The 24861-nt window shown below is 65.2% G+C and carries 21 protein-coding genes; 15 read left to right on the top strand and 6 right to left on the bottom strand.

The features are described 5' to 3' along the window. The first annotated feature begins 192 nt into the window (after window positions 1-192). On the top strand, window positions 193-357 hold the full coding sequence (locus AAFG16_RS42440; protein ID WP_128949876.1) for a Flp family type IVb pilin: 165 nt from the start codon (window positions 193-195) through the stop codon (window positions 355-357). A gap of 263 nt (window positions 358-620) precedes the next feature. Here AAFG16_RS42440 and AAFG16_RS42435 read toward each other — a convergent pair whose 3' ends face one another. Next, window positions 621-2051 carry a hypothetical protein gene (locus AAFG16_RS42435; protein WP_342734881.1) on the bottom strand — a complete coding sequence of 477 codons (1431 nt, stop codon included), beginning with the start codon at window positions 2049-2051 and terminating at the stop codon, window positions 621-623. Between the two features lie 344 nt (window positions 2052-2395). Between AAFG16_RS42435 and AAFG16_RS42430 the strand changes: the two genes are divergently transcribed. Beyond that, window positions 2396-3076, top strand: a complete 681-nt coding sequence (locus tag AAFG16_RS42430) for a TetR/AcrR family transcriptional regulator (RefSeq protein WP_283082129.1) — start codon at window positions 2396-2398, stop codon at window positions 3074-3076. A 152-nt stretch (window positions 3077-3228) separates the two neighbouring features. On the opposite strand, the gene pyk is transcribed toward AAFG16_RS42430, so the two are convergent. Together pyk and AAFG16_RS42420 are read right to left on the bottom strand one after the other, a co-directional pair. Beyond that, window positions 3229-4665 carry a pyruvate kinase gene (gene pyk / locus AAFG16_RS42425; protein WP_283082128.1) on the bottom strand — a complete coding sequence of 479 codons (1437 nt, stop codon included), beginning with the start codon at window positions 4663-4665 and terminating at the stop codon, window positions 3229-3231. Further along, entirely contained in the window at window positions 4662-5258 is a 597-nt protein-coding gene (locus AAFG16_RS42420; protein WP_342734878.1) for a DUF1036 domain-containing protein, read from the bottom strand. Before AAFG16_RS42420 ends, pyk begins: the two co-directional genes overlap by 4 nt. 173 nt (window positions 5259-5431) lie before the next feature. Here AAFG16_RS42420 and AAFG16_RS42415 point away from each other — a divergent pair, with 173 nt between their 5' ends. From AAFG16_RS42415 to AAFG16_RS42405, 3 genes are all read left to right on the top strand, one after another. After that, the gene (locus AAFG16_RS42415) at window positions 5432-5737 is read left to right on the top strand and encodes a DUF1244 domain-containing protein (RefSeq protein WP_283082126.1); all 306 of its coding nucleotides are present in this window, start codon (window positions 5432-5434) and stop codon (window positions 5735-5737) included. Window positions 5738-5929: 192 nt separating this feature from the next. Beyond that, window positions 5930-6202 (top strand): DUF2312 domain-containing protein, encoded by a 273-nt coding sequence (locus AAFG16_RS42410; RefSeq protein ID WP_018641571.1) that lies wholly within the window; start codon window positions 5930-5932, stop codon window positions 6200-6202. Window positions 6203-6309: 107 nt separating this feature from the next. After that, window positions 6310-6735: a DUF1801 domain-containing protein gene (locus AAFG16_RS42405; protein ID WP_283082124.1), complete on the top strand. Its 426-nt coding sequence runs from the start codon at window positions 6310-6312 to the stop codon at window positions 6733-6735. 57 nt (window positions 6736-6792) lie between these two features. Here the strand turns inward: AAFG16_RS42405 and AAFG16_RS42400 are convergent, their stop codons facing one another. The 3 genes from AAFG16_RS42400 to AAFG16_RS42390 form a co-directional block, all read right to left on the bottom strand. After that, window positions 6793-8421: a DUF882 domain-containing protein gene (locus AAFG16_RS42400; protein WP_342734874.1), complete on the bottom strand. Its 1629-nt coding sequence runs from the start codon at window positions 8419-8421 to the stop codon at window positions 6793-6795. 272 nt (window positions 8422-8693) lie between these two features. After that, the gene (locus tag AAFG16_RS42395) at window positions 8694-10928 is read right to left on the bottom strand and encodes a L,D-transpeptidase family protein (RefSeq protein ID WP_342734872.1); all 2235 of its coding nucleotides are present in this window, start codon (window positions 10926-10928) and stop codon (window positions 8694-8696) included. A 346-nt stretch (window positions 10929-11274) separates the two neighbouring features. Further along, complete coding sequence (locus AAFG16_RS42390; RefSeq protein WP_342734870.1) at window positions 11275-12771, bottom strand: sigma-54 dependent transcriptional regulator; 1497 nt, start codon at window positions 12769-12771, stop codon at window positions 11275-11277. Between the two features lie 127 nt (window positions 12772-12898). On the opposite strand from AAFG16_RS42390, the gene AAFG16_RS42385 reads away from it, so the two are divergent. The 10 genes from AAFG16_RS42385 (at window position 12899) to AAFG16_RS42340 (ending at window position 24841) form a co-directional block, all read left to right on the top strand. After that, window positions 12899-14803, top strand: a complete 1905-nt coding sequence (locus AAFG16_RS42385; protein WP_342734868.1) for a M3 family oligoendopeptidase — start codon at window positions 12899-12901, stop codon at window positions 14801-14803. 221 nt (window positions 14804-15024) lie between these two features. Continuing rightward, window positions 15025-17979, top strand: coding sequence for a patatin-like phospholipase family protein (locus AAFG16_RS42380; protein WP_342734866.1), 2955 nt, complete (start codon window positions 15025-15027; stop codon window positions 17977-17979). Window positions 17980-18120: 141 nt separating this feature from the next. Continuing rightward, complete coding sequence (locus tag AAFG16_RS42375; RefSeq protein WP_008136857.1) at window positions 18121-18273, top strand: aa3-type cytochrome c oxidase subunit IV; 153 nt, start codon at window positions 18121-18123, stop codon at window positions 18271-18273. Window positions 18274-18418: 145 nt separating this feature from the next. Beyond that, window positions 18419-19546, top strand: coding sequence for a Re/Si-specific NAD(P)(+) transhydrogenase subunit alpha (locus tag AAFG16_RS42370; protein WP_283082118.1), 1128 nt, complete (start codon window positions 18419-18421; stop codon window positions 19544-19546). A gap of 11 nt (window positions 19547-19557) precedes the next feature. Further along, window positions 19558-19875, top strand: coding sequence for a proton-translocating transhydrogenase family protein (locus AAFG16_RS42365; RefSeq protein WP_014492434.1), 318 nt, complete (start codon window positions 19558-19560; stop codon window positions 19873-19875). Window positions 19876-19914: 39 nt separating this feature from the next. Next, window positions 19915-21312 carry an NAD(P)(+) transhydrogenase (Re/Si-specific) subunit beta gene (locus tag AAFG16_RS42360; RefSeq protein WP_283081893.1) on the top strand — a complete coding sequence of 466 codons (1398 nt, stop codon included), beginning with the start codon at window positions 19915-19917 and terminating at the stop codon, window positions 21310-21312. Between the two features lie 211 nt (window positions 21313-21523). Then, window positions 21524-22324 (top strand): alpha/beta hydrolase, encoded by an 801-nt coding sequence (locus AAFG16_RS42355; protein ID WP_342734862.1) that lies wholly within the window; start codon window positions 21524-21526, stop codon window positions 22322-22324. A gap of 60 nt (window positions 22325-22384) precedes the next feature. Beyond that, window positions 22385-23482, top strand: coding sequence for an ionic transporter y4hA (locus AAFG16_RS42350; RefSeq protein ID WP_283082116.1), 1098 nt, complete (start codon window positions 22385-22387; stop codon window positions 23480-23482). Between the two features lie 11 nt (window positions 23483-23493). Next, window positions 23494-23778 (top strand): cupin domain-containing protein, encoded by a 285-nt coding sequence (locus AAFG16_RS42345; RefSeq protein WP_342734860.1) that lies wholly within the window; start codon window positions 23494-23496, stop codon window positions 23776-23778. Between the two features lie 94 nt (window positions 23779-23872). Beyond that, the gene (locus AAFG16_RS42340; RefSeq protein WP_342734858.1) at window positions 23873-24841 is read left to right on the top strand and encodes a hypothetical protein; all 969 of its coding nucleotides are present in this window, start codon (window positions 23873-23875) and stop codon (window positions 24839-24841) included. Window positions 24842-24861 lie beyond the last annotated feature (20 nt).

Raw genomic sequence — 24861 nt, 5'->3', positions numbered from 1 at the left:
GCCGACAATTTAACGGATTGTTTTCAATTCCCCTTTACTATCGGCGAATACGCGCAAACCGCTCCGTGTTTACGCAGCCAAGTTAACTGCGACGCAAGTCTTTGCCTCTACGTTTGGTTCCATGGTCGGGCGGCGCTGGGAAGCCGAAAAGACCAGATCAGTTGTAGCCTCGTGTACTCTTTGGAGCAGTCTATGAAGAACCTCGTTTCGCGTTTCGTGAAGGACGAATCCGGCGCCACCGCGATTGAATACGGCCTGATCGCCGCCGGCATCGCGCTGGCGATCATCACCGTCGTCAACAACCTCGGCAGCACGCTGAACACCAAGTTCGGCTCGATCTCGTCCAGCCTGAAGTAAGATCGGACGACCTGGGAATTTCGAGAGCCCCGTCACTGACGGGGCTCTCTTCTTTTGGGGCGGTTGCGCTAGAGCATGATCCGGCCCTGCATGGTTCGCCCGGCGATGCACGCCGCTTTGGCGGGAGGCTGCTCACCATGAGCAGGCTTGCAAAACCCGACCTCGTCCTGAGGGCCGCAGGCGGGTGTCTCGAAGGCAGGCTTTCCGCCGCAGTTTCCTCGTGTGCGTGGCCGGGGAACGCGACAGCCGGTGGCCTTGTCTTGTCACCGTGACTCGGAAGGAAGCTGCGCCGGTGCGTGGTCGCGGACGTGAACCACCGCGATATCGTCCGCATAGAGCCGCTTCCAGCCCGCCAAATGGTCCATGATTCTGGCTGCGGGAATGGTGGGATTCAGCAGCGTCGCGTCGATCCGGTAGGTCTCGAGCAGACGCAGCAGAGTCTCCACGTTCTTGCCCTCGATGGCGTCGAAATAGTCGAGTACAAACTGCTCCCCATATAGCTCGGCCCGGCCATCGATGAAGGTCTTCATGTTGCGGGTGATCAGATAGCCGCCGATCGGAGCCGTGCTGAATATCCGTTGCGCGTGCCGCCGTTCGAGCAGGTCGACCGCAGCCGTAGGACTGTTGACGCCGGAGAAGGCATACCGGTACGGCGTGGCGTAGGAGCGCGTGATACCCCAGGCGGCCGCGACGATCGCGAGCGCCGCGATTGCGGTCATTGCCAAGGAGGACCGCGCCTGGTACGCGACATCTCTCGTCCATCGCAATTGTTCTGCGATCGGCTTCGCAACCACGAGCGGGGTCAAGAGTGCGAAGACCTCGATGTTTCTGGCGTGGGTGAGTGCTGCCCAGGTCAGGCCGAGCAGCAGGAGAATACGGGTCCACGGCAGCACCAGCCCGCTGTAGTAGCCGATGCCGATCAAACCCAGCAGGACGGCTTCAAACAGGCTGAACGAGCTGAAGTCGGCCGGCGTCCACTCCGAGATCAACGAGAGCAGCTTGCCGAGGCTGAGGATTTTCGTGGCTCCGAGGAGCGTCTCCGAGCCGTAGGGCGTGCAGCAGCTCGCGGCAATCGCAGCAAGCCCGAACAAGGCCCAGCGCGCCGCCAGCGCAGATCGATCCTTGCGATCGGCGGACGCGATCGCATCGAGGCCAATGGGTCCAATCAATACCAGCCCCAGGACGAAGCCGCCGTGGAGATTGGCCCATAACGCCATCAAGGGCAGCAGCAGCCAGGAAGGCGCGGCGCGCCGATCGGCGGCCACCAGCAGCCCGCCGACAAAGGCCAGCATGACAGGCAGGGCCAGCATGTGCGGACGAGCGAGAAAGTGGCCGACCGACATCCAGAGGATGGGGATGAGGAGCAGAAAGGCGCGTACAGGCTCCAGATAAGGCTCGAGCAGGTAGACAAAAATCGCCGCGGTCGCACCGATCGCGAGCGATGTCAGGATGACTGCGCCCGACCAGTTCGATGGCTCGTAAACAAGTGCGAACAGGACTTGCGCCAGCCAGGAACTCGAGATCCAGGCTTCACCGGCCCGCGTGAACGAATAGATGTCGTGGTCAGGCAGCGCGCGGTGTTCGAGAATCCACTGGCCGATCTTGATCTGCCACCACGTATCGGTGTCGCGCAGCATGACGTCGCCGATGCCCAGAAAGAACGCGTAGACGATGGCGCCGATGCAGAACGGCATGAGCCAGCGCGCAACACCGCGGACGGGAACGCTGCTTGTTGTGGAAACCGACATTGGACTCTCGGGAGTTGAACGACCACGCGCAACAATGCGTCGGCACCTGAGCATGTTCTCCTTTAAGTTGTTGTAAACTCGGACCGGGTCGCTGGGGTCACGCTGCGCAAGGATGCGTTTACGAGTTGCTCGTTTGGGGCTCGAAATTGCGGGCGGGCCGTATGTTCATTTGCATCTTGTCATCCACTCTGAATAGTTGTTCAGTCCTTGCGGGACGATTTGCAACGAATTGAGTGACGAAGCGTTCGGCCGCAGGGCGTGTGGCGGGCGTGTGGGACAGGAAGCGCGCCATGGTTTATCGGCGGACGCATCAAGTGGTTAAGCGCCTGGCGGCCCGGCGCAGTGCGATACTGGCGGCGGCGCGCGAGGCGGCGGCGGAGGGCGGCATGGCGGCGGTGCAGATCGCGCCGGTCGCGGTCCGGGCCAATGTCGCGGCCGGGACGGTCTACCGCTACTTCCCCTCCAAGGCTGAGCTGATCTCCGAACTGATCGGCGAGGTCTCCCGCGATGAGCTCGCGGCGATTCGCCGGGCAGCCGACGCGGCTCCAGGTCCGTCCTCGGCGCTGGCCGCCGCTGTCACCACCGTGGCCGTCCACACCCTGTCGCAGCGCCGCCTGGCCTGGGGCATCCTGGCTGAGCCGGTCGATGTCGATGTCAGCGCGTCACGTCTGGCCAGCCGGCGCGAGATCGCAGGCGAGATTGCCGCCAGGATCGATGCCGCCGTCCGTGCCGGTCATCTGCCGGCGCAGGATACCGCGCTCGCCGCAACCGCCCTGCTCGGCGCGCTGCATGAGGCCCTTGTCGGGCCACTCGCGCCCGACAATCTCGAAGATCCCGTGAAGATGCGCGACGCGGTGCAGACCGTGACGCTGCTGGCGCTGCGCGCGGTCGGTGTCATGGACGCCCGCGCCCGGGGCCTGGTGGTGCAGCAGACGCTGCTGCCGACCGCCAAGGCGCTGGTCGGGGCCTGAAAGGCCCGGTGCGACCGAGGCCGGGACCTGATCGCGCGCGGATCATTGCCTGAGCACGCCTTTTCGCAGAACCCGAGCACAACGGCCGGACTGGCCGGCCTACTGTGCATGGGGTTGTTTTCGCCCTTTTTGTTTTGGCCGCTTTTGCCGACCTACATATTCGCGTCGCCCTCGGGGCCGACCGAGGCGATGCGCACCATGTTGGTGGTGCCGGGGATGCCGAGCGGCACGCCGGCGACGATGATGACGCGCTGGCCGGCGCGGACGAACCCGTCGCGGAACGCGATCTGGCCGGCGCGGCTCACCATGTCGTCCTGGTCGCGAGCGTCCTCCGCCACCACGCAGTGCACGCCCCAGACCACGGCGAGCCGGCGGCCGGCGGTGATGTTGGGCGTGATCGCAACGATCGGCGGCTTCGGCCGCTCGCGCGCCACGCGCACTGCGGTGGAGCCGGAGCTGGTCCAGCAGATCAGGGCCGGCAGGTCGAGCGTCTCGGCGATCTGCCGCGCGGCGTCTGCAATGGCATCGCCGGCAGTAGATTCGGGAGAGGGGCGCTGGGCGGCGACCACCGAGCGATAGGTCGGGTCGCGCTCGACCTCCTCGCCGATGCGGTTCATGGTCGAGACCGCCTCGACCGGGAATTTGCCGGCGGCCGATTCCGCCGACAGCATGATGGCGTCGGCGCCCTCATAGACGGCGGTGGCGACGTCGGAGACTTCGGCGCGCGTCGGTACCGGCGACTGGATCATCGATTCCAGCATCTGGGTCGCGATCACCACCGGCTTGCCGGCGCGGCGCGCCATCCGCGTCATCTGCTTCTGCAGGCTCGGCACGCGCTCCAGCGGCAATTCGACACCGAGGTCGCCGCGCGCCACCATCAGCGCGTCGGAGGCCTCGATGATGTCGGCAAGGCGGTCGATCGCCTGCGGCTTCTCGATCTTGGCCATCACGGCGGCACGGCCGCGGATCATCTTCTTGGCCTCGATCACGTCGTCGGCGCGCTGCACGAAGGACAGCGCGATCCAGTCGACGCCGGTGACCAAAGCGGCCTCGAGGTCGGCCTTGTCCTTCGATGTCATCGCCGAGACCGGCAGGTCGGTGTCGGGCAGGCTGACGCCCTTGCGGTCGGACATCTTGCCGCCGACCACGACGCGCGTCACCGCGTGCTCCTTCGAGGTCTCCTCCGCGATCAGCCGCACCTTGCCGTCGTCGAGCAGCAGCGCATGGCCGGGCCGCAGCGCGGCGAGAATCTCGGGATGGGGGAGGTTGACGCGCGTGGCATCGCCCGGCGTCTTGTCGGAATCGAGCGTGAAGATCTGGCCGTTCTGGAGCTGCACCGCGCCCTCGGCGAAAGCGCCGAGCCGGAGCTTGGGGCCCTGGAGGTCGACCAGGATGCCGATCGGCCGGCCGTAGCTGCTCTCGACGTTGCGGATCGTCGCCACCAGCTCCCGCATCTTGTCATGCGGGGTGTGGCTCATGTTGATGCGGAAGATGTCGGCGCCAGCCTCGAACAGGCGGCGGATCATCGCGAGGTCCGACGAGGCAGGTCCGAGGGTCGCGAGAATCTTGATACGGCGAAGACGCCTCATGGCTTATTTCCAGATGGGGGCGAGGGAGCTGGCGGGAGGCCAGGCGCGGCGGGGGGCGTACCACCGGGCGGACTATTGGGCAAACCGGGCACCCCACCCGGGCCGACCGGACCCGGAAGGCCGGGCACGCGCTGCTGCTGTGACGGCTGCTCGTTGGCGTCGGTGAGCTGCACGGTCCAGGCCCGCTGCTCGCCGGTATCGACCTCGAAATAGCCGGTCCGGTCATAGCCGCGCGCGAGGCAATCCTCGGTGCCGCGGATCGTGAATTCCTTGTCGCGCGAGCACATGAAGGCCTGCCCCGACCATTCGCCGCCGCGGTCATAGTCGATGGCGTAGATGTAATAGTAACGGGCGACCAGTGTTCCCCGCAGCAGGGTTTCGCAGGAGCGGGAGGAGATGTTCCACCAGCCCTCGGTGGTCCAGCCCTCGGCGTCCTTGTAGCCGAGCGCAATGCCGACCCGGCTCGAGGTATTGTTGCAGAGGCGGAAATCGGCGGCGGCCGGGCTTGCCGAAAGACATAGCAGGGCAACCGCCAGCACCGGGACCAACCGGGCAAGCAGGCGAACGGGGAAGCGGGAAGATTCGGCGATCATTGTCGCGGAACGTATACCAGATGATTGACGATTTGGCGTAGGGCCGGGGGGAACCGCCCGTCAGGCCCGCAGGGGCTCGTGTGACCCGCGATATGGCAAAATCTGTGACAGGACCCACCTGATCCCGTAAGGGTGACCCGATCAGGGGTCAGAGCCAATTCAGGGATCCAGCCATGGCAATCGACGACAAAACCAGAACGGAGCTCGAGGCGGCCGCTTTCCGCCGCCTGGTCGATCATCTGCGTGAGCGGACCGACGTCCAGAACATCGACCTGATGAATCTGGCCGGCTTCTGCCGCAACTGCCTGTCGAACTGGCTCAAGGACGCCGCCGACGCCCAGGGCGTCGCGCTGAGCAAGGACGAGAGCCGTGAGGCCGTCTACGGCATGCCCTATGAGACCTGGAAGTCGAAATACCAGGGATCGGCCACGCCCGAGCAGATCGAGGCGATGAAGAAGGTCCATCCTCACGGCCACTGACGGCCTCGTTCGCGGCCTCTGAGTCGCACCACACAACAGCTTTCTTGAGCTCCCCGCAGGAAGGTGTGGGCGCGCTGTGGACGAGCGCGATGCTTGCTTGAACGCAGGGGGTGCGAACCCTAAGGGTTTTGCCAGCACGCGCGGTGGATGCCGGCGTCACCTCGTTTTGCCAGTTCCATTGGGAGTACCAAGATGGCCACCTCCGCCGCCGTCCGCGACGACGAGCCCGCGACGAAATTTGCCAAGGACCAGCTCAAATCCATCATCGAGCGCATCGAGCGGCTGGAGGAAGAGAAGAAGGCGATCTCCGACGACATCCGCGACGTCTATGCCGAGAGCAAGGGCAACGGCTACGACGTCAAGGCGCTGCGTACCATCGTGCGCCTGCGCAAGCAGGACCCGAACGAGCGCGCCGAGGCCGAGACCATTCTCGAGACCTACATGCAGGCTCTGGGGATGCTCTGAGGCGTTCGCGCCTCAGGCACCACTTTGGCCGGTAGCCGGGATTGCGCTCGGCTCCCTCCGGGCCACAAATTGCGCGTGTTGCACTTCGTCTGTGAACGGAGACCGCCGTGCCTGCGCCGCCGCTGCCGCGCGAGGTGAACCGTGCCTTCGGCGCCCTTCCGGCGCCGATCGGCAAGCGGCTGTTGCAAGTGCGCGAGCTGATCTTCGCGACGGCCGCGACGCATGACGACGTCGGCCGCCTCACCGAAACGCTGAAATGGGGCGAGCCTGCTTACCTCACCGATGAGAGTGGCAGCGGCTCGACGATTCGCCTCGGTCGCCTCAAGGACTCCGAGCACGCGGCCGTCCTGTTCAACTGCAAGACGACGCTGGTCGACACGTTCCGCGAGCGCTTTCCGGATCAGTTCGAATATCGGCAGACGCGGGCGCTGCTGTTACCGGTGGCGGGTAAGCTGCCGAAGCGGGAGCTCTCGGTCTGCCTGTCGCTGGCGCTGACGTATCATCTGGATCGGCGGCGGAAGAAAGCGCGATAGAGGTCGCGCATCCGGGCTACCAGACTAACTTCTTGGGAAGAGTAGAGGCGATCCGCCTCAGCGCAGCGCGGCCGTGCGTACGACGAACGACGTCGTCTCGAGCTTCGCGGTGGCACTGCCCGTAAAGCTGTCGCAGGACAGGCCCTGCATCGGGTCGTCGACAAAGCCCTTCGCGATCACGGTCTGTGGCTTGACGAAATAGCTGCGCAGCGCGGCCATATCGAGCTCGCCCATCAGCGTCACCGACATCGCGCGGCTGGCGCTCGGCGACAGCATCACGATCTTGAGCCAGATGCTCTCGCCCTTGGCCGCGGAGAGCCGGGTCGCGGTGGCGACCAGGCCGTCGACGCTCTTGCCGACCACGCTGTTGATCTCGGTGGCGGGCGCGGCGCCGCGCGAGCCGGGACGGGTGGAGCGGGGGATCGGCGCCGAGGCGGCGACGACATTGGTGCGGTCGACCGGGGAGGCAGCCGGCGCGTAAGCCAGGGCCTGAAGCGTTGCGTTGGAGACGCTCGCTGTTGCCTGCGGATCCGTCGCGGCTGCAAGCGCCTGGCGGGCCTTCAGCGCCGCCACTTGCGCCGGCGTCGCCTGCTGCGGCGCCGCCGGGATGTCATCCCAGAAGCCGCGGGCATTGATGATGTCGGCCGGGGTCTCGGGCTTGGCGTCGGCAGATTTGCCGGCCGCCGGCTTCTCAGCCACGGGCGCGGGCTTCGGCTTGGGCGGCGCAACCAGCTGCGCATCGGCCGAGGCTAGCTGGAGGGCGGCTGCGATCTGGGGCTTGGCGCGCGGCGTCGGCACCGGATCGGCGGGCTTGGCCGCGGCGGCGACCACGGTCGGCGCCACGGGCTTGGCGGCCGGGGCAGGTGCGCCCTCATCGTCCTCGTCGCTGCTCGTGGCGGCAGGCGCCGATTTGCTCCTGAACAGGGCGGCAAAGAAGTTCGGCTTGCTGCCGGAATCATCGCCGCTGCCGCGGCGCTCGATCTCGGCCTTGGCGAACTCATAGCCCTTCAGCGGCACGCCGTCGGTCGGCAGATGCACCGTCTTTCCGTCCGGGAAGACGCGGGCGAGCTGGTCATGCGTCATGCGCGGCCAATGCCGGATGCTGCCGGTGTCCAGATGCACGAAGGGCGAGCCGGAGGTCGGATAGAAGCCGACGCCGCCGCGCTGCAGGCGCAGGCCGGCGAAGCGGATCTGCTCCAGCGGCACGCCGGGGATGTAGAAGTCCATCGCATGCCCCAGCATGTGCTGGCTGAAGCGCGCCACGCCGGAGGAGCGACGGCGGAGCATGGCGTTGGTGGCGGGGGAACGGTAGGAGGAGATGATCTGGATCGGCTGCTTGCCGTCGACGTCGCGATAGACTTCCCAGAGAATGTCGAAGAGGTGACGGTCCATGACCGTCTCGTCCTGGGTGCGCCAGTCGCGCAGGAAGTGGTTGAGCTGCTTCAGCGCCGCGTCGTCGTAGCGGCCGTCGCGCTTGAAGGTGATGGTGAGGTCTTCGCCGGAATGGGTGTGGTGGAACGAGAGCGTCTTGGTCTCGTTCAGCGCGGTGGCGTTATGGACCGAGCCCGCGGCGGCAAGCAGCAGCACGGAAGCAAGGCCGATCCGGGATCCGGCCTTCACTCCCGCATGGGACAACGACAGCACAGCGAATTGGCGTGCGAGACAAATCAGCACGTATGAGCCCACCCAGTCGACGAGCGTTCAAAATGGACTCTCCCGCCAACCCCGTTAGCGCGCGAAAGAGGATGAACGCTTTCTTAAAGCGAGAAGGTTAATTCGAGGTTGACCTTCCCGCCCCCAAACCAAGTCAGAATACGAACCTAAACGGTTGACTGTGGCAAAAAAACGCCCGGTGCCCGAGGGCGGGTTGCAGAATGGTTAACGTTAAACGACCCCGTCTTTGGACAGGGTCGCTGATTTCATTGCAGAATTTCAGGAAATGAGGCGCTTGGCCGGGCTCAGCGGGTAAACACCCGCTGCGGCCGGCGGCCGACCGGAGCCGGCGGCGGGGTCGGCGCTCCGAACAGGCGCTCGAAGAAGTTCGGGCCCGACGAGCCGAAGCCGCCGCCATTGTTGGCGATCGCCACACCCGAGGGCAGCGTCGTTGCCGGGCGCGAATAGCTCGGCTGCGAATGGGCGACGACGTTCTCGAGGTCCTTGCCGCGGCCGTTCCTCAGGATGTTGAGCATGGTCGCGTCGCGGCCATAGACGTCCTTGCGGAATTGCAGCTTGCCGGCGTCGTCCACGAACGCGGTCTGATAGGTGATGTTGACCGGGATCGGGGTGGGGAATTTCAGGTCGATCTCGCTCTTGCCGTACATGCTGCGCACGCGCTCGGGCGTGTACTTCTCGTTCGGCATGGTGATGTTGAGCAGCACAGAGGCGTACTGATCCGGATATTGCACGCGCATGCAGCCATGGCTGAAGGCGCGGTCTTCCTTGGCGAACAGGTTCTTGTCCGGCGTATCGTGCTGATAGACCAAGAACTTGTTCGGGAAGTTGAAGCGGACGCGGCCGAGCGCGTTGGCCTCACCGGGCGGCTGCGAGATGTGGACCGAGCCGTCGCGGTTCTGCTCGAGCTTGAGGCCCATGCGCTGGAGCACGGTCGGGTCCTGCTGCAGCGCCGGGAGATATTCGTTGTAGACGATCGACGGCGGCACGTTCCAGGTCGGGTTGACCGTGATGTACTTCATCGTCTCGGTCAGCAGGGGCGTTGCGTGCTGGCCCGGCTTGCCGGTGACGACACGGGTGGTCCAGACCTGCTGGCCGTGCTGCATCACCTTCAGCGTGTAGTCGGGGATGTTGAGGATGACATAGGCATCGCCCAGCGCGGGCACGCCGAGGTCGCGCGGCAGCCAGCGCCAGCGCTCCATGTTCACCAGCACCACGTCGATCTGCTTGTCGCGCTTCGGCGTGTTGAGCGCCTTGACCGTCTTGTCGTCGAGGATGCCGGTTGGCTTCATCTCGGCGCCGTTCTGGAATTTGCGCACGGCTTCGGCGACGGTGGCATCGTAGCGGGTGTCGCTGGCGTTCTCGACTATGCCGAGCTTGGCGCGCAGCTGCGGCACGCGCGGATCGTCCACGACGATCTCGGCCTGCTTCTTGCCGGCCGGGGTGTATTTCAGCGCCGGACCGTCGGTAATCTCGATCGCAGCGCCGTTGCCCTGGCCGCGCAGCTCGGCGAGCTTGGCCTTCAGCTCTTTGTAGAGCTTTTGCGGCGGGTTGTAGCTGTCGAGCGCCGCGGACGCGTCAGCCGCGGTCGTGACCTTGGCGAGCACCTCGCTCGGGTCGACCGGATGCTCGGGATAGAGGATGTCGGCGCTGACCTGCGACCAGTGCATGCGGCCGCTCTGCGCCTGGCGCGCATAGTCGAACATGCTGGCGGTGAGCTTCAGCTCGGCGTCGGCGAGCGCATCGGGCGTCGTCGCGGCGGCGAAATCTGGCAGAGGATAGTCGGCCGGATTGAGGCCCTCGGACGCGGCGTCCTTCAGCCGCGCGATCACGCCCTTGGCCGCAGCGGTCAGGCTGCCGCCTTGCGTCCACACCGGCGCGAAATCGCGCGCGCCGTAGAACTTCTCGATCGCCGCGCGTTCGTTCTTGCGGTCGAAATGGCGCGAGGCCTTGGCACCGATGAGGTCCTTCAGCTTGTCGGCGACCGGCTGGTCGGCGGCGGGCACATTGCTGGCAGCCTTCACCGGCTCGGGGGCCGGAGCCGCGGCAGCCGGGGCCACGGGAACGGCCGGCGTTGCCGTTGCGGTGTCGGCCTTGGCGGGGTCGGTCTTTGCAGGCTCGGTCTGCGCAGGCTCTGTTTTTGCGGTCTCGCTCTTCGGCGCCTCAGAGGCGGGCGTGGTGGCGACATCGGCAGGCTTGGTCTCGACCTTCTCCGCGGCAGGCGCGGGAGCGGCGTCAGCCTTCACAGGCTCCTTGCCCGGTTCCTTGCCTAGTTCCTTGCCTAGTTCCTTGGCGTTGTCCTGAACCGTGGCTGTGGTGTCGAGCTTGATATCGGCGGCGGTCGGGGGCGGGACGTTGGCGGGCTCGGGACGCGGGATCGCGGCTTCGATCGCGAGCTCGGCAGCGCTGCTGCGCGCCTGATCCTGCGCCAGGGCGGAGCTGGCCGACACCGTGAGGAAGGTCGCCGCGACCGTCATCAAGACACGGTCAAAACCTGCACGGTGGTTCAAACAGTCACGCATTGTGTCGCACCCCTTGGGTGAACTGTTCCGCATGGAACAGCTTCGTTATCGTCCAAATGAGCTTCGGCTAAACCGCGCCGGCCTCGCGAAAGTTGCACGCCTGCACGCAACGACTCCCACAGAGACGATACACAGGCCCCGGTTTTGCAGCCAGCGCTCCCCAGGGCAACTCACCACAAACTGACTTCAGGGAGGTCTGTTTGCAACGGATTGTGCGCCCCCGCGGCGCGCTTTTCCCTGTGTCTGTCACTTCCAAGTCACGGTTCGAATGGCCGCCGAATTTTGCCGTAATTCAACGGCTTGCGGTGGCATCGTCAGGTCAGGCGAACCTCCATTCGCATCAGGCTCAGTGCGTCTCCTCACCGCTTTTGCCGCCATGGCCGGGAACCCCGGCCTCGTCGAGTTTGCGGTAGAGGGTCGATCGGCCGATTTTGAGGCGGCGGGCCACCTCGGACATCTGTCCGCGGTAATGCGAGATCGCGAAACGGATGATCTCGTTCTCCATGTCCTCCAGCGCACGGACGTCGCCGTTCGGGGTCAGCATGGAGAGCGATCCAGCCAAGGGCAGCGGCGCGATCGGTATTTCACTACCCGACACCAACGAAGGCGCAGCCACCGGCTCCAGCATCAGCGGAGCGGTCGGGATCTCGGTTGCGGGATGCGGCTGCGTGCTTAGCAGCGGGAAGTCGCCAAGGCCGAGCTGGTCACCATCGCTCATCACCACGGCACGGTAGACCGCGTTTTCGAGCTGGCGGATGTTGCCGGGCCAGTCGAGCTGGGCGAGATGCGCCACGGCCTCGCCGCTGATGCCGGTGATGGCGCGGTTCTCCTCGGCGGCAAAGCGCGCCAGGAAATGCCGCAGCAGATGCGGGATGTCTTCGCGCCGGGCGCGCAGCGAGGGGATGGTCAGCGGCAGCACATGGAGCCGGTAGAACAGATCTTCGCGGAAGTGGCCCTGCTTCACCCGCTCCAGCAGCTTGCGGTTGGTCGCCGAGATGATGCGCACGTCGACCTTCAGCGGCTTGCGGCCGCCGACCGCCTCGACCGCGCCTTCCTGAAGCGCGCGCAGCAGCTTGACCTGCGCGGTCAGCGGCAGCTCGCTGACCTCGTCCAGGAACAGCGTGCCGCCATGGGCTTCGACGAACTTGCCGGTGTGCCGCTCGGTGGCGCCGGTGAAGGCGCCCTTCTCATGGCCGAACAGGATGGACTCGACGAGATTGTCGGGGATCGCGCCGCAATTGACCGCGACGAACGGCTTGGCCTTGCGCTCGCTGCTGCCATGGATGGCGCGCGCGAACATCTCCTTGCCGACGCCGGACTCGCCCTCGATCAGCACGGGGATCGAGGAGCCCGCCGCCTTCTGCGCGGCGCGCATCACCGGGGTCATCGCCTCGGCCCGGGTGATGATGTCGGAGAAGCTCAGCCGGCCCTCGCGGCTGTGGCGGATGCGCTGCAATTCGCCCTTGAGCGCGCTGGTGTTGAGCGCGTTGCGAAGTGAGACCTGGAGCCGCTCCACGCCGACCGGCTTGACGACGAAATCGGCCGCGCCGGCGCGCATCGCCGAGATCACGTTGTCGATGCCGCCATGGGCGGTCTGCACGATGACGGGGATGCTGAGCCCGGCGTCACGGATCTTCGCCAGCACGCCCATGCCGTCGAGGCCTGGCATTACGAGATCGAGGATGACGGCGTCGATGGCCGGTGCGTCGGGGGCGGTGAGGGTGGCGATCGCGGCGTCGCCGGAGTCGACGACCACCGTTTCATAGCCGCATTTCTGCACCATGTTCTCGACCAGACGGCGGGCTACAGCGTCGTCGTCGGCGATCAAAATACAGGCAGCCATGGTGTTCCCCGCACGCTACTACTATCTGTCTCGAATCGGGTCACTCTGGCCGAAGCCGATTAACGCACTCTTAAACCTTGCCGCCCCCGCCCGCCGTCGCGATTGTTGAACACAGGTTTCCCACGCAATGAATTCGCGCTCCAAGTCCGCCTTGAACAAGTCTGCTCTCAAGAAGCCCGCCGCCAAGCCCGCACTCCGCAAGCCAAGCACCAAGAAATCTGCCGCCAAGGCAAAACCCTCCAAAGCTCCGAGCAAGGCCGGCAAGCTTCCCGAGTGGAACCTCGCCGATCTCTATTCCGGGATCGATGCGCCGGAAGTGGCGCGCGACCTCGAAAAGATGGACGCCGATTGCGTCGCGTTCGAGACCGACTACAAGGGCAAGCTCGCGACAGGGACAGCAAACGAAAATGGCGGAAAATGGCTCGCCGAGGCCGTACGACGCTATGAGGCGATCGACGATCTTGCCGGCCGCCTCGGCTCCTATGCCGGCCTCGTCCATGCCGGCGACAGCGTTGATCCCAAGATTTCAAAGTTTTACGGCGATGTGTCCGAGCGGCTGACGGCGGCGTCCACGCATCTGCTGTTCTTCGCGCTCGAGCTCAATCGTGTCGATGACGATATTTTGAACCGCGCGATGCAAGCGCCGGAGCTGGCGCATTACCGTCCGTGGATCGAGGATCTGCGCAAGGAGAAGCCGTACCAGCTCGACGACAAGCTCGAGCAGCTGTTCCTGGAGAAGGCGCAGACCGGCTATTCCGCCTTCAACCGCCTGTTCGACCAGACCATCTCGGGCCTGCGCTTCAAGGTCGGCGCAAAAGAGCTCGCGATCGAGCCGACGCTCAATCTGTTGCAGGACCGCGACGGCGCCAAGCGCAAGGCCGCGGCGGAAGCGCTGGCGAAAACCTTCAAGGCCAATGAGCGCACCTTTGCGCTGATCACCAACACGCTCGCCAAGGACAAGGACATCTCCGACCGCTGGCGTGGCTTTCAGGACGTCGCGGATTCCCGCCACCTGAACAACCGCGTCGAGCGCGAAGTCGTGGATGCGCTGGTCGCCTCGGTGCGCGCGGCCTATCCAAAGCTGTCGCATCGCTATTACGCGCTGAAGGCGAAGTGGTTCGGCAAGAAGCGCCTGGCCTATTGGGATCGCAACGCGCCGCTGCCCTTTGCCGCGACCAACGTGATCGGCTGGCCCGATGCGCGCAACATGGTGCTGACCGCCTATCGCGGCTTCTCGCCTGATATGGCCGACATCGCCGAGCGCTTTTTCACCGACCGCTGGATCGATGCGCCGGTGCGTCCGGGCAAGGTGCCGGGCGCGTTCTCGCATCCGACCACGCCGTCGGCGCATCCTTACGTGCTGATGAACTATCAGGGCAAGCCGCGCGACGTGATGACGCTCGCCCATGAGCTCGGCCATGGCGTGCATCAGGTGCTGGCGGCCAAGAACGGCGCACTGATGGCGCCGACGCCGCTGACGCTGGCCGAGACCGCGAGCGTGTTCGGCGAGATGCTGACCTTCCGGCGGCTGCTCGCGCAGACCAAGAGCGCCAAGCAGCGCCAGGCGCTGCTCGCCGGCAAGGTCGAGGACATGATCAACACCGTGGTGCGGCAGATCGCGTTCTACTCCTTCGAGCGCGCCGTCCACACCGAGCGCAAGAACGGCGAGCTCACCGCAACGCGGCTCGGCGAGCTCTGGCTGTCGGTGCAGGGCGAAAGCCTGGGACCCGCAATCGAGATCAAGGCGGGCTACGAGAATTACTGGATGTACATCCCGCACTTCATCCATTCGCCGTTCTACGTCTACGCCTACGCGTTCGGCGATTGCCTCGTGAACTCGCTCTACGCCGTCTACGAGCACGCGGCCGAAGGTTTTGCCGAGCGTTATCTCGACATGCTCGCCGCCGGCGGCACCAAGCATTATTCCGAGCTGCTGCGGCCGTTCGGTCTCGATGCCAAGGACCCGAAATTCTGGGACGGCGGCCTCTCGGTCATCGCCGGGATGATCGACGAGCTCGAGGCGATGGGCTGAGAGGGCGGGCCGTTCTCCAGAGCGCGGTGCAGCACACTTTCGCGAGAGTTGGCACCGGCCCGAGTTCCATTCGGCGCCTCGACCTTTTTGGGCGAGGCGCACGCGCTTGCGATGCGAGATTGAACGTTTGCATCCCCGGCGAGACAAATCCTCATAAGGCTATTTTTTATCGGTTTCACAATCTTTGATTGCCGGTGCTCCGCCGCTTCGGGGAGGCACGCATGCTCGATCAGGTTCAGCCTACGCAGCCCGCGCGGACGCCGCGGTCCGCCGAGGAGATGCCCTGGTGCGAGAAGCACCATCAGATCGTCCGCGACGAGATCGAGGCGATCAACACAAGGCGCGAGGAAGCGCGCCAGATTCCCACGGATGGTCTGCAATCCTGCCAGATGCTGGATGTTACAGGGCTCGCCCTGTCCGGCGGCGGCATTCGCTCCTCCGCCCTTTGCCTCGGCGTTCTTCAGGCGTTGAATCACCACAACCTGTTCCGGCGGATCGACTATCTGTCGACCGTATCCGGCGGCGGCTATATCGGTACCTCGCTCAGCGCAACCATGACGGTCGCGCAGCGCTTCGTCTTCGGGGAAAGGCCTTCGGGCGGCACCGCGACCGCGAACGAGATCAGCGACACGGCCTCCGTCGGGCACATCAGGAATTACTCCAACTACCTGATCCCCGCCGGCGTGCGTGATTTCCTCACCGGAATTGCCATCGTGGTGCGCGGGCTGATCGCCAATATCGGGATCATCCTTCCGATCATCCTGATGCTGGCCGCGGTCACCATCTGGTCGACCCCGACCCGGACATGCCTGACGGTCGCCAATCTGTTCGGCGTCAGCTTCGCCGATTCCAAGACATGCGAGCTGCACGATTTCAGCTTCGTCAATCAGCACGGATTCACCATGATCGGCGTCATCGCCGCCGCGATCCTGCTCGCCTGCAGCGCGCTGGCTTATCTCGGCTCGCGGTCCGAAAGAGGAAGTGGTCCTGCCATCGTCTGCATCTATGCGGCCGGTATATTCCTTGTCGTCGGCGCCGCCTGCGACGTGGCGCGCATGCTCCAGGTGAAGAACTTCGCGCTCACTCTGGCAACGGCGATCATCGTCGTCGTTCTGTTCTTCCTGTGGGCGATCGTCCGGTCCTTCGCCGGGCCGGACAAGCGCCAGGAATTCCGTTCGCACCTGCCGACCGTGGCCGCGACCTTCCTGGTCCTGCTGGCGGCCATCGCCTTCTTCGAGTTTCAGCCGTTCATGCTGCGACAGATGTTCGATGTCGCCGACAGCCACGTGATCGGCGGGCCGGTCGGGGGCGTCGCGGTCATCTGGATCCAGTCGCTTGCCGCCGTTGCGGCGCCGATCGGGGTGTTCGTCACCGCGTTCCGGCAACAGTTCCTGGAGCTGCTCAAGGGCAACAGCGTTTCCTCGCAGTGGGGATCGATGCTCCTCGCGGTCGTCGCCAAGGCCGCGCTCTGGATCGCCGGGCTCGCCTTGCCGCTGATCATCTGGGTCGCCTATCTCAATCTGTCCTATTGGGGGATCTCCAACGACATCTTCAGGGATTGCTCGGCCCAGACCGAGCAGAGGGATTGCATTGCCAAGGCAAAGTTGAACGCCTCGCTCCCGGGAGCGCTGGCAGGCAAGGTGCAGCTGGACCGCAACGCCGCCATCGAGCTCGTTGAACCTAGCGCCGCTCCGGTCACCGAGGCGCGTATCAGTATGGACTCCGACCGGCTGGCGACCTGGCACGCGCCGGCCTGGCTCCACCCCGCGGCACAATGGGTCGCACACAGGGTTCAGCCATTTTTTCCGGACCTGTTCCAGGGATCGGGGTCCGACGCAGCCTACTCCTTCACCCTGCCGGTGATCGTCCTGTATGCGCTGACCGGCCTGTTGCTATTCCTGGTCTCCTGGCTTTTGACGCCGAATGCCAACTCGCTTCACCGGCTCTACCGCGACCGCTTGAGCAAGGCCTTCCTGTTCGACCCGACCCGCCCGGCCGAGAGCGATATCGCGCGCGCCGAGGCCAGTCTCGACCAGGGCCGCGACTTCAAGGCGCTCGATCGCATGAAGCTGAGCGACCTCTATGCTGTTGCAGACGGTTCGGCGGACGGTCAGCAAGCCGGCTCGAGGCTGCTGGCGCCTTATCACCTCATCAACACCGCGCTGAACATCCAGGGCTCGGATTTCGCCAACCGGCGCGGCCGCAACGCCGACTTCTTCGTGTTTTCGCCGCGCAATGTCGGCAGCGAGGCGACCGGCTACGCGGCGACATTGGCGGTGGAGCGGGCCGAGCAGAGTCTCGACCTCGCCACGGCCATGGCGATCTCCGGAGCCGCGGCGTCCTCGAACATGGGGTCGAACTCGATCCGCGCGCTAACGCCGACGCTCGCCCTTCTGAACGTCCGGCTCGGCTATTGGCTGAGGAATCCGCGCTATGTCAACGCACGCTCGTTCCGCCGTTTCTCGCCGCTCTATTTCTGGTCAGAAATCTCCGGCCGCCTCTATGAGAACAGCGACGGTGTCTATCTCACCGACGGCGGCCATATCGAGAATCTCGGCGTCTACGAATTGCTGCGCCGGCGCTGCCGCGTCATCATCGCCGTGGATGCGGAAGCGGACACGCCGATGAACTTCGCCTCGCTGATGACGCTGCAGCGCTATGCCCGCATCGATCTCGGAGTCCGGATCGATCTGCCCTGGGCGCCGATCCGCGACCGCACGCGGGCGCTGATGGCTTGCAGCGCTCAGACGGCGGCGACGCCGCACCGGCACGATGACGAGGAGATCGATCACGTTCATGTCGCCATCGGCACCATCGACTACGGTGCCGGCGACACCGGTTATCTCGTCTACCTCAAGTCGTCCCTGACCGGTGACGAGAACGACTACATCCGCGACTATGCGCGACGGCACGCCACGTTCCCGCACGAGACCACGGGCGACCAGTTCTTTTCCGAGGAGCAGTTCGAGGTCTACCGCGCGCTGGGCTTCCACATGGCGCATGGTTTCCTGTCCGGCGACAATCCGGTCGCGGTCGGTTGCGGTATTGATCCGCACACGGCCCGATTTACCGAAGCGGGCGAGCCGGCGATCGACGCGGTCCGCGCGGCGCTCGGCCTTGCGATATGCCAGCGACCGGCGGCGAGCGTCACCGTGACGATGATCGATCAGGGCTGAGCGGCGCAAGAACCTGAATTCCCGGCAATCGGAATTCCAAATGACCTGATTTGCGGCAAAACCGCGCCTGCCTGCCGTTGCCCTGCCGGAAGGTTTGCGGTATCCCAGCCCAATAATTCGGCTTTCGACTGGGGACAATCCATGGCTGACCATAGCGAAGTGGCGTACACCACCGCCGACGGCAACGACTACGTCGCGCACGAGCAGACCTATGAGGGCTTCATCAAGCTCGTGAAATACGGCACGGCGTCGGTCGCGCTCATCGTGATCCTGATGGCGATCTTCCTGACCTGACCTGATCGACCCGGCGGCTGCCTACGCCTGCGGCGGCAGCTGCCCACACTATTTGCATCCAAGCCGGTTCCAAAACCGGTAACGAACGTTGCGGGAGTAACGCTGTTTTTTTGTGCGCGCGCTGTCCCGCGCCGCCGGAGGGCCTATGAAGATCGCCGTTGCCAAGGAAATCGATCCGTCGGAGCCGCGCGTCGCCGCTTCGCCTGATACGGTGAAGAAATTCAAGGCGCTGGGCGCCGAGGTCGTGGTCGAGCCGGGCGCCGGCCTCAAATCGGGCCTGCCGGATTCCGAGTTCACCGCCGTCGGCGCCACCGTCAGCGCCGATGCGCTGAAGGATGCCGACATCATCATCAAGGTGAAGCGCCCTGAAGCCTCCGAGCTTGCGCAGTACAAGCGCGGCGCGCTCGTCATCGCCATCATGGATCCCTATGGCAACGAGGCGGCGCTGAAGACGATCGCCGATGCCGGCGTCGCCGCCTTCGCAATGGAATTGATGCCGCGCATCACCCGCGCGCAGGTGATGGACGTGCTGTCCTCGCAGGCTAACCTTGCCGGCTACCGCGCCGTGATCGAGGGCGCCGAGGCCTTCGGCCGCGCTTTCCCGATGATGATGACCGCGGCCGGCACCGTGCCCGCCGCAAAAGTGTTCGTGATGGGCGTCGGCGTCGCCGGCCTCCAGGCGATCGCGACCGCGCGCCGTCTCGGCGCCGTCGTGACCGCGACCGACGTGCGCCCCGCGACCAAGGAGCAGGTGGAATCGCTCGGTGCGAAGTTCCTCGCCGTCGAGGACGAGGAGTTCAAGAACGCGCAGACCGCCGGCGGCTACGCCAAGGAAATGTCCAAGGAATACCAGGCCAAGCAGGCCGCGCTCACCGCCGAGCACATCAAGAAGCAGGACATCGTCATCACGACCGCGCTGATCCCGGGCCGGCCGGCGCCGAAGCTGGTCTCGGCCGAGATGGTCAAGTCGATGAAGCCGGGTTCTGTGCTGGTCGATCTCGCCGTCGAGCGCGGCGGCAATGTCGAGGGCGCCAAGGCCGGTGAGGTCGTCGATCTCGATGGCATCAAGATCGTCGGCTACACCAACGTCGCCGGCCGCGTCGCGGCCTCGGCCTCCAGCCTCTATGCCCGCAATCTGTTCTCCTTCATCGAGACCATGGTCGACAAGAAGGAGCAGAAGCTCGCCGTCAACTGGGACGACGAGCTCGTCAAGGCGACTGCGCTGACCAAGGACGGCGCGGTGATCCACCCGAACTTCCAGCCGAAGGTTTAAGGAGACCCGTCATGGAGCATGCTGCACAGGTCGTCGACCCCTTCATCTTCCGGCTGTCGATCTTCGTCCTCGCCGTTTTCGTCGGCTATTTCGTGGTGTGGTCGGTGACGCCCGCGCTGCACACGCCGCTGATGAGCGTTACCAACGCGATCTCCTCGGTGATCGTGGTCGGCGCGCTGCTTGCCGGCGGCGTCGCCAATGTCTCGAGCGGCTCGGGCTGGGCGCGCGCGTTCGGCTTCGTCGCGCTGATCTTTGCCTGCATCAACATCTTCGGCGGCTTCCTTGTCACCCAGCGCATGCTGGCGATGTACAAGAAGAAGTCGAAGTAAGCGGCCACCTCGGGCTGATGGGATCAATGGGGACCTGAGATGAGCGCCAATCTCTCTGCATTCTTGTATCTCGTGGCGGGGGTGCTGTTCATCCTGTCGCTGCGCGGGCTGTCGAGCCCGGCCTCTTCGCGCCAGGGCAATTTGCTCGGCATGATCGGCATGGCGATCGCGGTTGCGACGACGCTTGCCAACCATCCGCCGGCGGACGGCCTCGCCTGGCTGCTCGTCATCGTCGGCATCGCCATCGGCGCGGCGATCGGCGCCGTCATCGCGCGCCGCGTGCCGATGACGTCGATGCCGGAACTGGTCGCCGCCTTCCACTCGCTGGTCGGCATGGCCGCGGTGCTGGTCGCCGCCGGCGCGTTTTATGCGCCGGAAGCCTTCGACATCGGCACCCCCGGCAACATCCACACCCAGAGCCTGGTCGAAATGTCGCTCGGCGTCGCCATTGGCGCCTTGACCTTCACCGGCTCGGTGATCGCGTTCCTGAAGCTGTCGGCCCGCATGAGCGGCGCGCCGATCATCCTGCCGGCGCGGCACCTTATCAACATCGCGCTCGCGGTCGCCCTGGTCGCCTGCATCGTCGGGCTCGTCGTCACCGGCAGCCCCGTGTTCTTCTGGCTCAACGTCATCCTGGCGCTGGCCCTCGGCGTGCTCATGATCATCCCGATCGGCGGCGCCGACATGCCGGTCGTGATTTCGATGTTGAACTCGTACTCCGGCTGGGCCGCGGCCGGCATCGGCTTCACGCTGGGCAATTCCGCGCTGATCATCACCGGCGCGCTGGTGGGCTCCTCCGGCGCGATCCTGTCCTACATCATGTGCCACGCGATGAACCGGTCCTTCATCTCGGTCATCCTCGGCGGCTTCGGCGGCGAGACCGCCGCGGCCGGCGGCGGTACGGGCGAGCAGAAGCCCGCCAAGCTGGGCTCGGCGGACGATGCGGCCTTCATCATGAAGAACGCCTCCAAGGTCATCATCGTGCCCGGCTACGGCATGGCGGTGGCGCAGGCCCAGCACGCGCTGCGCGAGATGGCCGACATCCTGAAGAAGGAAGGCGTCGAGGTGAAATACGCCATTCACCCGGTCGCGGGCCGCATGCCCGGCCACATGAACGTGCTGCTGGCCGAAGCCAACGTGCCCTACGACGAGGTGTTCGAGCTCGAGGACATCAACTCCGAGTTCGCGCAGGCCGACATAGCCTTCGTGATCGGCGCCAATGACGTCACCAACCCGGCGGCCGAAGAGGACAAGACCTCGCCGATCTACGGCATGCCCGTGCTCCAGGTCTGGAAGGCCGGCACCGTGATGTTCATCAAGCGCTCGCTGGCGTCGGGCTATGCCGGCATCGACAATCCGCTGTTCTATCGCGACAACACCATGATGCTGCTCGGCGACGCGAAGAAGGTCACCGAGAACATCGTCAAGGCGATGTAATCGCAGGGGGAGCGGACCATGGCCCTGAACAGGGAATGGCACCGCTCCCATCGCATGCCACAGAAGGCGACGCGCGAGCAGCGCGTCGCATGGCATGCCGCACATGCTACCGCGTGCGGCTGTCGCGAGATCCCCTTGAGCATCCGCACCGACGTCCTCAAATTGCTCAAGCGTCGCCGCAAGCCCTGAGCCGTGGAATGACAGGGCCGCGATGACATTCCTGAAATGGGCGGCCATCATCCTCGCGGCCGGCTATTGCGCCGGCCTCGTCCTGCTGTTCGTGAAGCAGCGCGCCATGCTGTTTCCGATCCCGACCACTGAGCGCACCGCACCTGCCGCCGCGGGATTTCCGCAAGCCGAGGAGCATGTTCTCACCACGTCCGATGGCGAGAAGGTGATCCTCTGGCACGTGCCGCCGAAGCCCGGCCGCGCCGTGGTGCTGTTCTTCCACGGTAACGGCGATTTCCTCGCCGGCCTGGCCGGCCGCTTCAAGGCCATCACGGCCGACGGCACCGGGCTCGTCGCGCTGTCCTATCGTGGCTATGCGGGCTCCAGCGGCGCGCCGAGCGAGGACGGGCTGCTGCGTGACGGCGCGGCTGCGTATTCATTCGCGGCGGAACGCTATGACGCCCAGCGCATCGTCGCCTGGGGCTTCTCGCTCGGGACCGGCGTAGCGGTCGCGGTCGCATCCGAGCATCCGGTCGGGAAGCTGATCCTGGAGGCGCCCTACAGCTCGATCGCCGACATCGCCGGCGCGCATTTTCCCTTCGTTCCGGTTCGTCTCCTGATACGGGACACGTTTCACTCGGACGAGCGCATTGGACGCGTCACAGTGCCGCTCCTGATCATGCACGGCGCGCAGGACCAGACCGTCCCGATCGCATTCGGCGAGAAGCTGTTTGCGCTGGCTCACCAGCCGAAGCGGTTCGTTCGCATTCCCAATGGCGGGCATGACGATCTCGGTAACTTTGGCGCCATCGAGATCGCGCGCCAGTTCATCAATGGCTCCTGAGGGCTGACGGGCGCGATCTTCTCGCGCATAATCCGTCTGTCTATTGAAGGAATCGCCTGTATGAGCGCACACGGACCGATGCCGCGGTCGTCATGGATCTTCCCCGCTCTGGCGGTGCTGCTGTTCCTGATCGTCACCGCGACCGGCTACAGCTTCACGCTGTCGGCCGGCGGTGGCCTGTTCGCGATCGTGCTGCTGGTGATTCTTTTCGGCACCGTGTTCGCGGCCGTTCACCATTCCGAGGTGATCGCGGAGCGGATCGGCGAGCCCTTCGGCACCCTGCTGCTGACGCTGGCGGTCACCATCATCGAGGTCGCGCTGATCACCACCATCATGCTTGGCGACAAGCCGGCCCCCGAGCTTGCGCGCGACACCGTCTTCGCGGTGGTGATGATCGTCTGCAACGGCCTCGTCGGTCTCTGCGTCTTCATCGGCGGCATGCGTTACCGCGAGCAGGGTTTTCAGGTCTCGGGCGCCAACGTCTATCTCAGCGTGTTGACCGCGATGGCGACCATCACGCTGATCATGCCCAATTACACGCTGACCACGCCGGGCCCGATCTATTCGACGCTTCAGCTCGGCTTCGTCGACCTCGTGACGATCGTGCTTTACGGCGTGTTTCTCTACACCCAGACCGTTCTGCACAAGGACTACTTCGTCCACGAGCGGGCGGAGGGCGAAAGCGCGGAAGCGCATCTGTCGGGCAAGATGCTGGCGCTCAGCGTCGCGCTGCTGCTGATCTCGCTCCTGGCCGTCGTCCTTCTCGCCAAGAAATTCTCGCTGGTGGTCGACGCCGTCGCCGTCAGGATCGGCGCGCCGCCGGCCTTTGCCGGCCTCCTGGTCGCGCTCCTGATCCTGATGCCGGAGGGCGTCTCGGCGATCGCGGCGGCGCGCAAGAACGACCTCCAGAAGAGCATCAACCTGGCGCTCGGTTCCTCGCTTGCAACGATCGGCCTGACCATCCCGGCGGTCGGGATCGCCACCTATGCCCTCGACCAGCCGCTCGTGCTGGGCCTCAACCCCCAGAACACGGCGCTGCTGTTCCTGACATTCTTGCTGAGCATGCTGACCTTCGGCACCGGCAGGACCAACGTCCTGTTCGGGCTGGTCCATATGGTGGTATTTGCCGTCTACGTGTTCATGGTGTTCGTCCCGTAGAAGGATTCCCGATGCTTGCCGCCAAATCCGAGGTTCAAATCGAGAACGAGCAGGTCCGGGTGACCGAGTGGCGGCTCGCGCCGGGCAGTGCCACGGGGCATCACACCCACGGCATGGACTACGTCATCGTGCCCGTGGTGGCGGGGGAGATGACCATCGTGGCGCCCAATGGCGAGCGGTCCAAGGCGCAGCTTAGGGCGGGAAAATCCTACTTCCGCAAGGCCGGCGTCCAACACGACGTACTTAACGAAACCTCAACCGAGATCGTGTTCCTTGAAATCGAGCTGAAGCCGTAAGGCGCGGGTTACCTTTTGCCATCGATCCGTCGCAGTTGATCCCTTACAATGCCCCAAAGTTCCCGCATCAGATCGCGCGGGGAGTGGCCGAGAAATGCTGAAATACCTCGCTAAAATATCGATGGATATTTTCCCCTCGGTGCTCGCGACGATCATCGGGGCCTACATCGTTAATCATTACATTAACGCCAAGCCGGCCGACGCCCCTGCGGCCGTGGTCGCCCCCGCCGACGCCGGCAAGAGCGGCAAGCCCGCCGACGTCGCCAACCTCCCGGCGCCCGGCGTCAAGGCCAAGGGTGTCTCCGAGAAGAGCGTCTCCGACAAGGCAGCGGCCGAGAAGCCTGCTGACAAGTCTGCCGACCATCCGGCCGAATCCAAGAGCGCTGAAAAGGCCGCCGACGTGGCTCCCGCCGAGACCGGTCCGCGCGGCCGCAACGGCGCGCGCGAGAAGGCCGCCGCCAAGTCGACCCCCGCGGCGGCTGCGCCTGTCGCTCCGGTGGTGGAAGCCAATTCGGCGCCGGCCGCGGCATCCCCGGCCGCAACCCCCGACGCCAACGATCTCGCGCGCGCCGCCATCGAGCGCCTGCGCAAATCGCCTGAGGGCAAGGCTGCCGAGGCCAGATCCTCCGAAACCAAGTCTTCTGAAACCAAGTCTTCTGAAACCAAGTCTTCAGAGGTCAAGCCGGCCGAGAAGCCGGCGGAGCCTGCGGTGCGGGAAGCGTCCCGTACCCCAGAAGCCCCGCGCGCGATGACGGAGCCGTCCGCGGTGCGTCCGCTGCCGCCGCCGATCACGGTGTCGACGCCGTCGACCGAGATGTATGGCAACGACGGCGCGTCACAGGCGAACCCGCCCTATACGGCCTCGGTCGGCAATGACGATCCGAACCGGCTGACGCCACCGGCCGACATTCCGGTGCCGGTGATCGCACCGCCGCTCGACCTGCGCGCCGACGCCGGCGCGACCATGCCGCGGACGAAGAAGAGCAATGTCGCCGACGAGATGCTGTCCGGCATGAAGTCGATGTTCCACGCCGTTCTGCCGAAGAGCGGGACTCCCGATTAAGAGGGCGCCTGCGCGGCGCC

Source organism: Bradyrhizobium sp. B117 (assembly GCF_038969555.1).
Classification (GTDB): domain Bacteria; phylum Pseudomonadota; class Alphaproteobacteria; order Rhizobiales; family Xanthobacteraceae; genus Bradyrhizobium.
Note: the sequence above shows the minus strand (reverse complement) of the source record. Positions and strands in the feature narration are given on the sequence as shown.

Coding starts and splice junctions, on each gene's coding strand:
- AAFG16_RS42365 (WP_014492434.1), top strand. CDS start 19,558: ATGGAGCATGCTGCACAGGTCGTCGACCCCTTCATCTTCCGGCTGTCG.
- pyk (WP_283082128.1), bottom strand. CDS start 4,665: ATGAGGCGTCTTCGCCGTATCAAGATTCTCGCGACCCTCGGACCTGCC.
- AAFG16_RS42420 (WP_342734878.1), bottom strand. CDS start 5,258: ATGATCGCCGAATCTTCCCGCTTCCCCGTTCGCCTGCTTGCCCGGTTG.
- AAFG16_RS42440 (WP_128949876.1), top strand. CDS start 193: ATGAAGAACCTCGTTTCGCGTTTCGTGAAGGACGAATCCGGCGCCACC.
- AAFG16_RS42410 (WP_018641571.1), top strand. CDS start 5,930: ATGGCCACCTCCGCCGCCGTCCGCGACGACGAGCCCGCGACGAAATTT.
- AAFG16_RS42430 (WP_283082129.1), top strand. CDS start 2,396: ATGGTTTATCGGCGGACGCATCAAGTGGTTAAGCGCCTGGCGGCCCGG.
- AAFG16_RS42355 (WP_342734862.1), top strand. CDS start 21,524: ATGACATTCCTGAAATGGGCGGCCATCATCCTCGCGGCCGGCTATTGC.
- AAFG16_RS42345 (WP_342734860.1), top strand. CDS start 23,494: ATGCTTGCCGCCAAATCCGAGGTTCAAATCGAGAACGAGCAGGTCCGG.
- AAFG16_RS42350 (WP_283082116.1), top strand. CDS start 22,385: ATGAGCGCACACGGACCGATGCCGCGGTCGTCATGGATCTTCCCCGCT.
- AAFG16_RS42375 (WP_008136857.1), top strand. CDS start 18,121: ATGGCTGACCATAGCGAAGTGGCGTACACCACCGCCGACGGCAACGAC.
- AAFG16_RS42385 (WP_342734868.1), top strand. CDS start 12,899: ATGAATTCGCGCTCCAAGTCCGCCTTGAACAAGTCTGCTCTCAAGAAG.
- AAFG16_RS42380 (WP_342734866.1), top strand. CDS start 15,025: ATGCTCGATCAGGTTCAGCCTACGCAGCCCGCGCGGACGCCGCGGTCC.
- AAFG16_RS42415 (WP_283082126.1), top strand. CDS start 5,432: ATGGCAATCGACGACAAAACCAGAACGGAGCTCGAGGCGGCCGCTTTC.
- AAFG16_RS42395 (WP_342734872.1), bottom strand. CDS start 10,928: ATGCGTGACTGTTTGAACCACCGTGCAGGTTTTGACCGTGTCTTGATG.
- AAFG16_RS42360 (WP_283081893.1), top strand. CDS start 19,915: ATGAGCGCCAATCTCTCTGCATTCTTGTATCTCGTGGCGGGGGTGCTG.
- AAFG16_RS42435 (WP_342734881.1), bottom strand. CDS start 2,051: ATGCCGTTCTGCATCGGCGCCATCGTCTACGCGTTCTTTCTGGGCATC.
- AAFG16_RS42390 (WP_342734870.1), bottom strand. CDS start 12,771: ATGGCTGCCTGTATTTTGATCGCCGACGACGACGCTGTAGCCCGCCGT.
- AAFG16_RS42370 (WP_283082118.1), top strand. CDS start 18,419: ATGAAGATCGCCGTTGCCAAGGAAATCGATCCGTCGGAGCCGCGCGTC.
- AAFG16_RS42340 (WP_342734858.1), top strand. CDS start 23,873: ATGCTGAAATACCTCGCTAAAATATCGATGGATATTTTCCCCTCGGTG.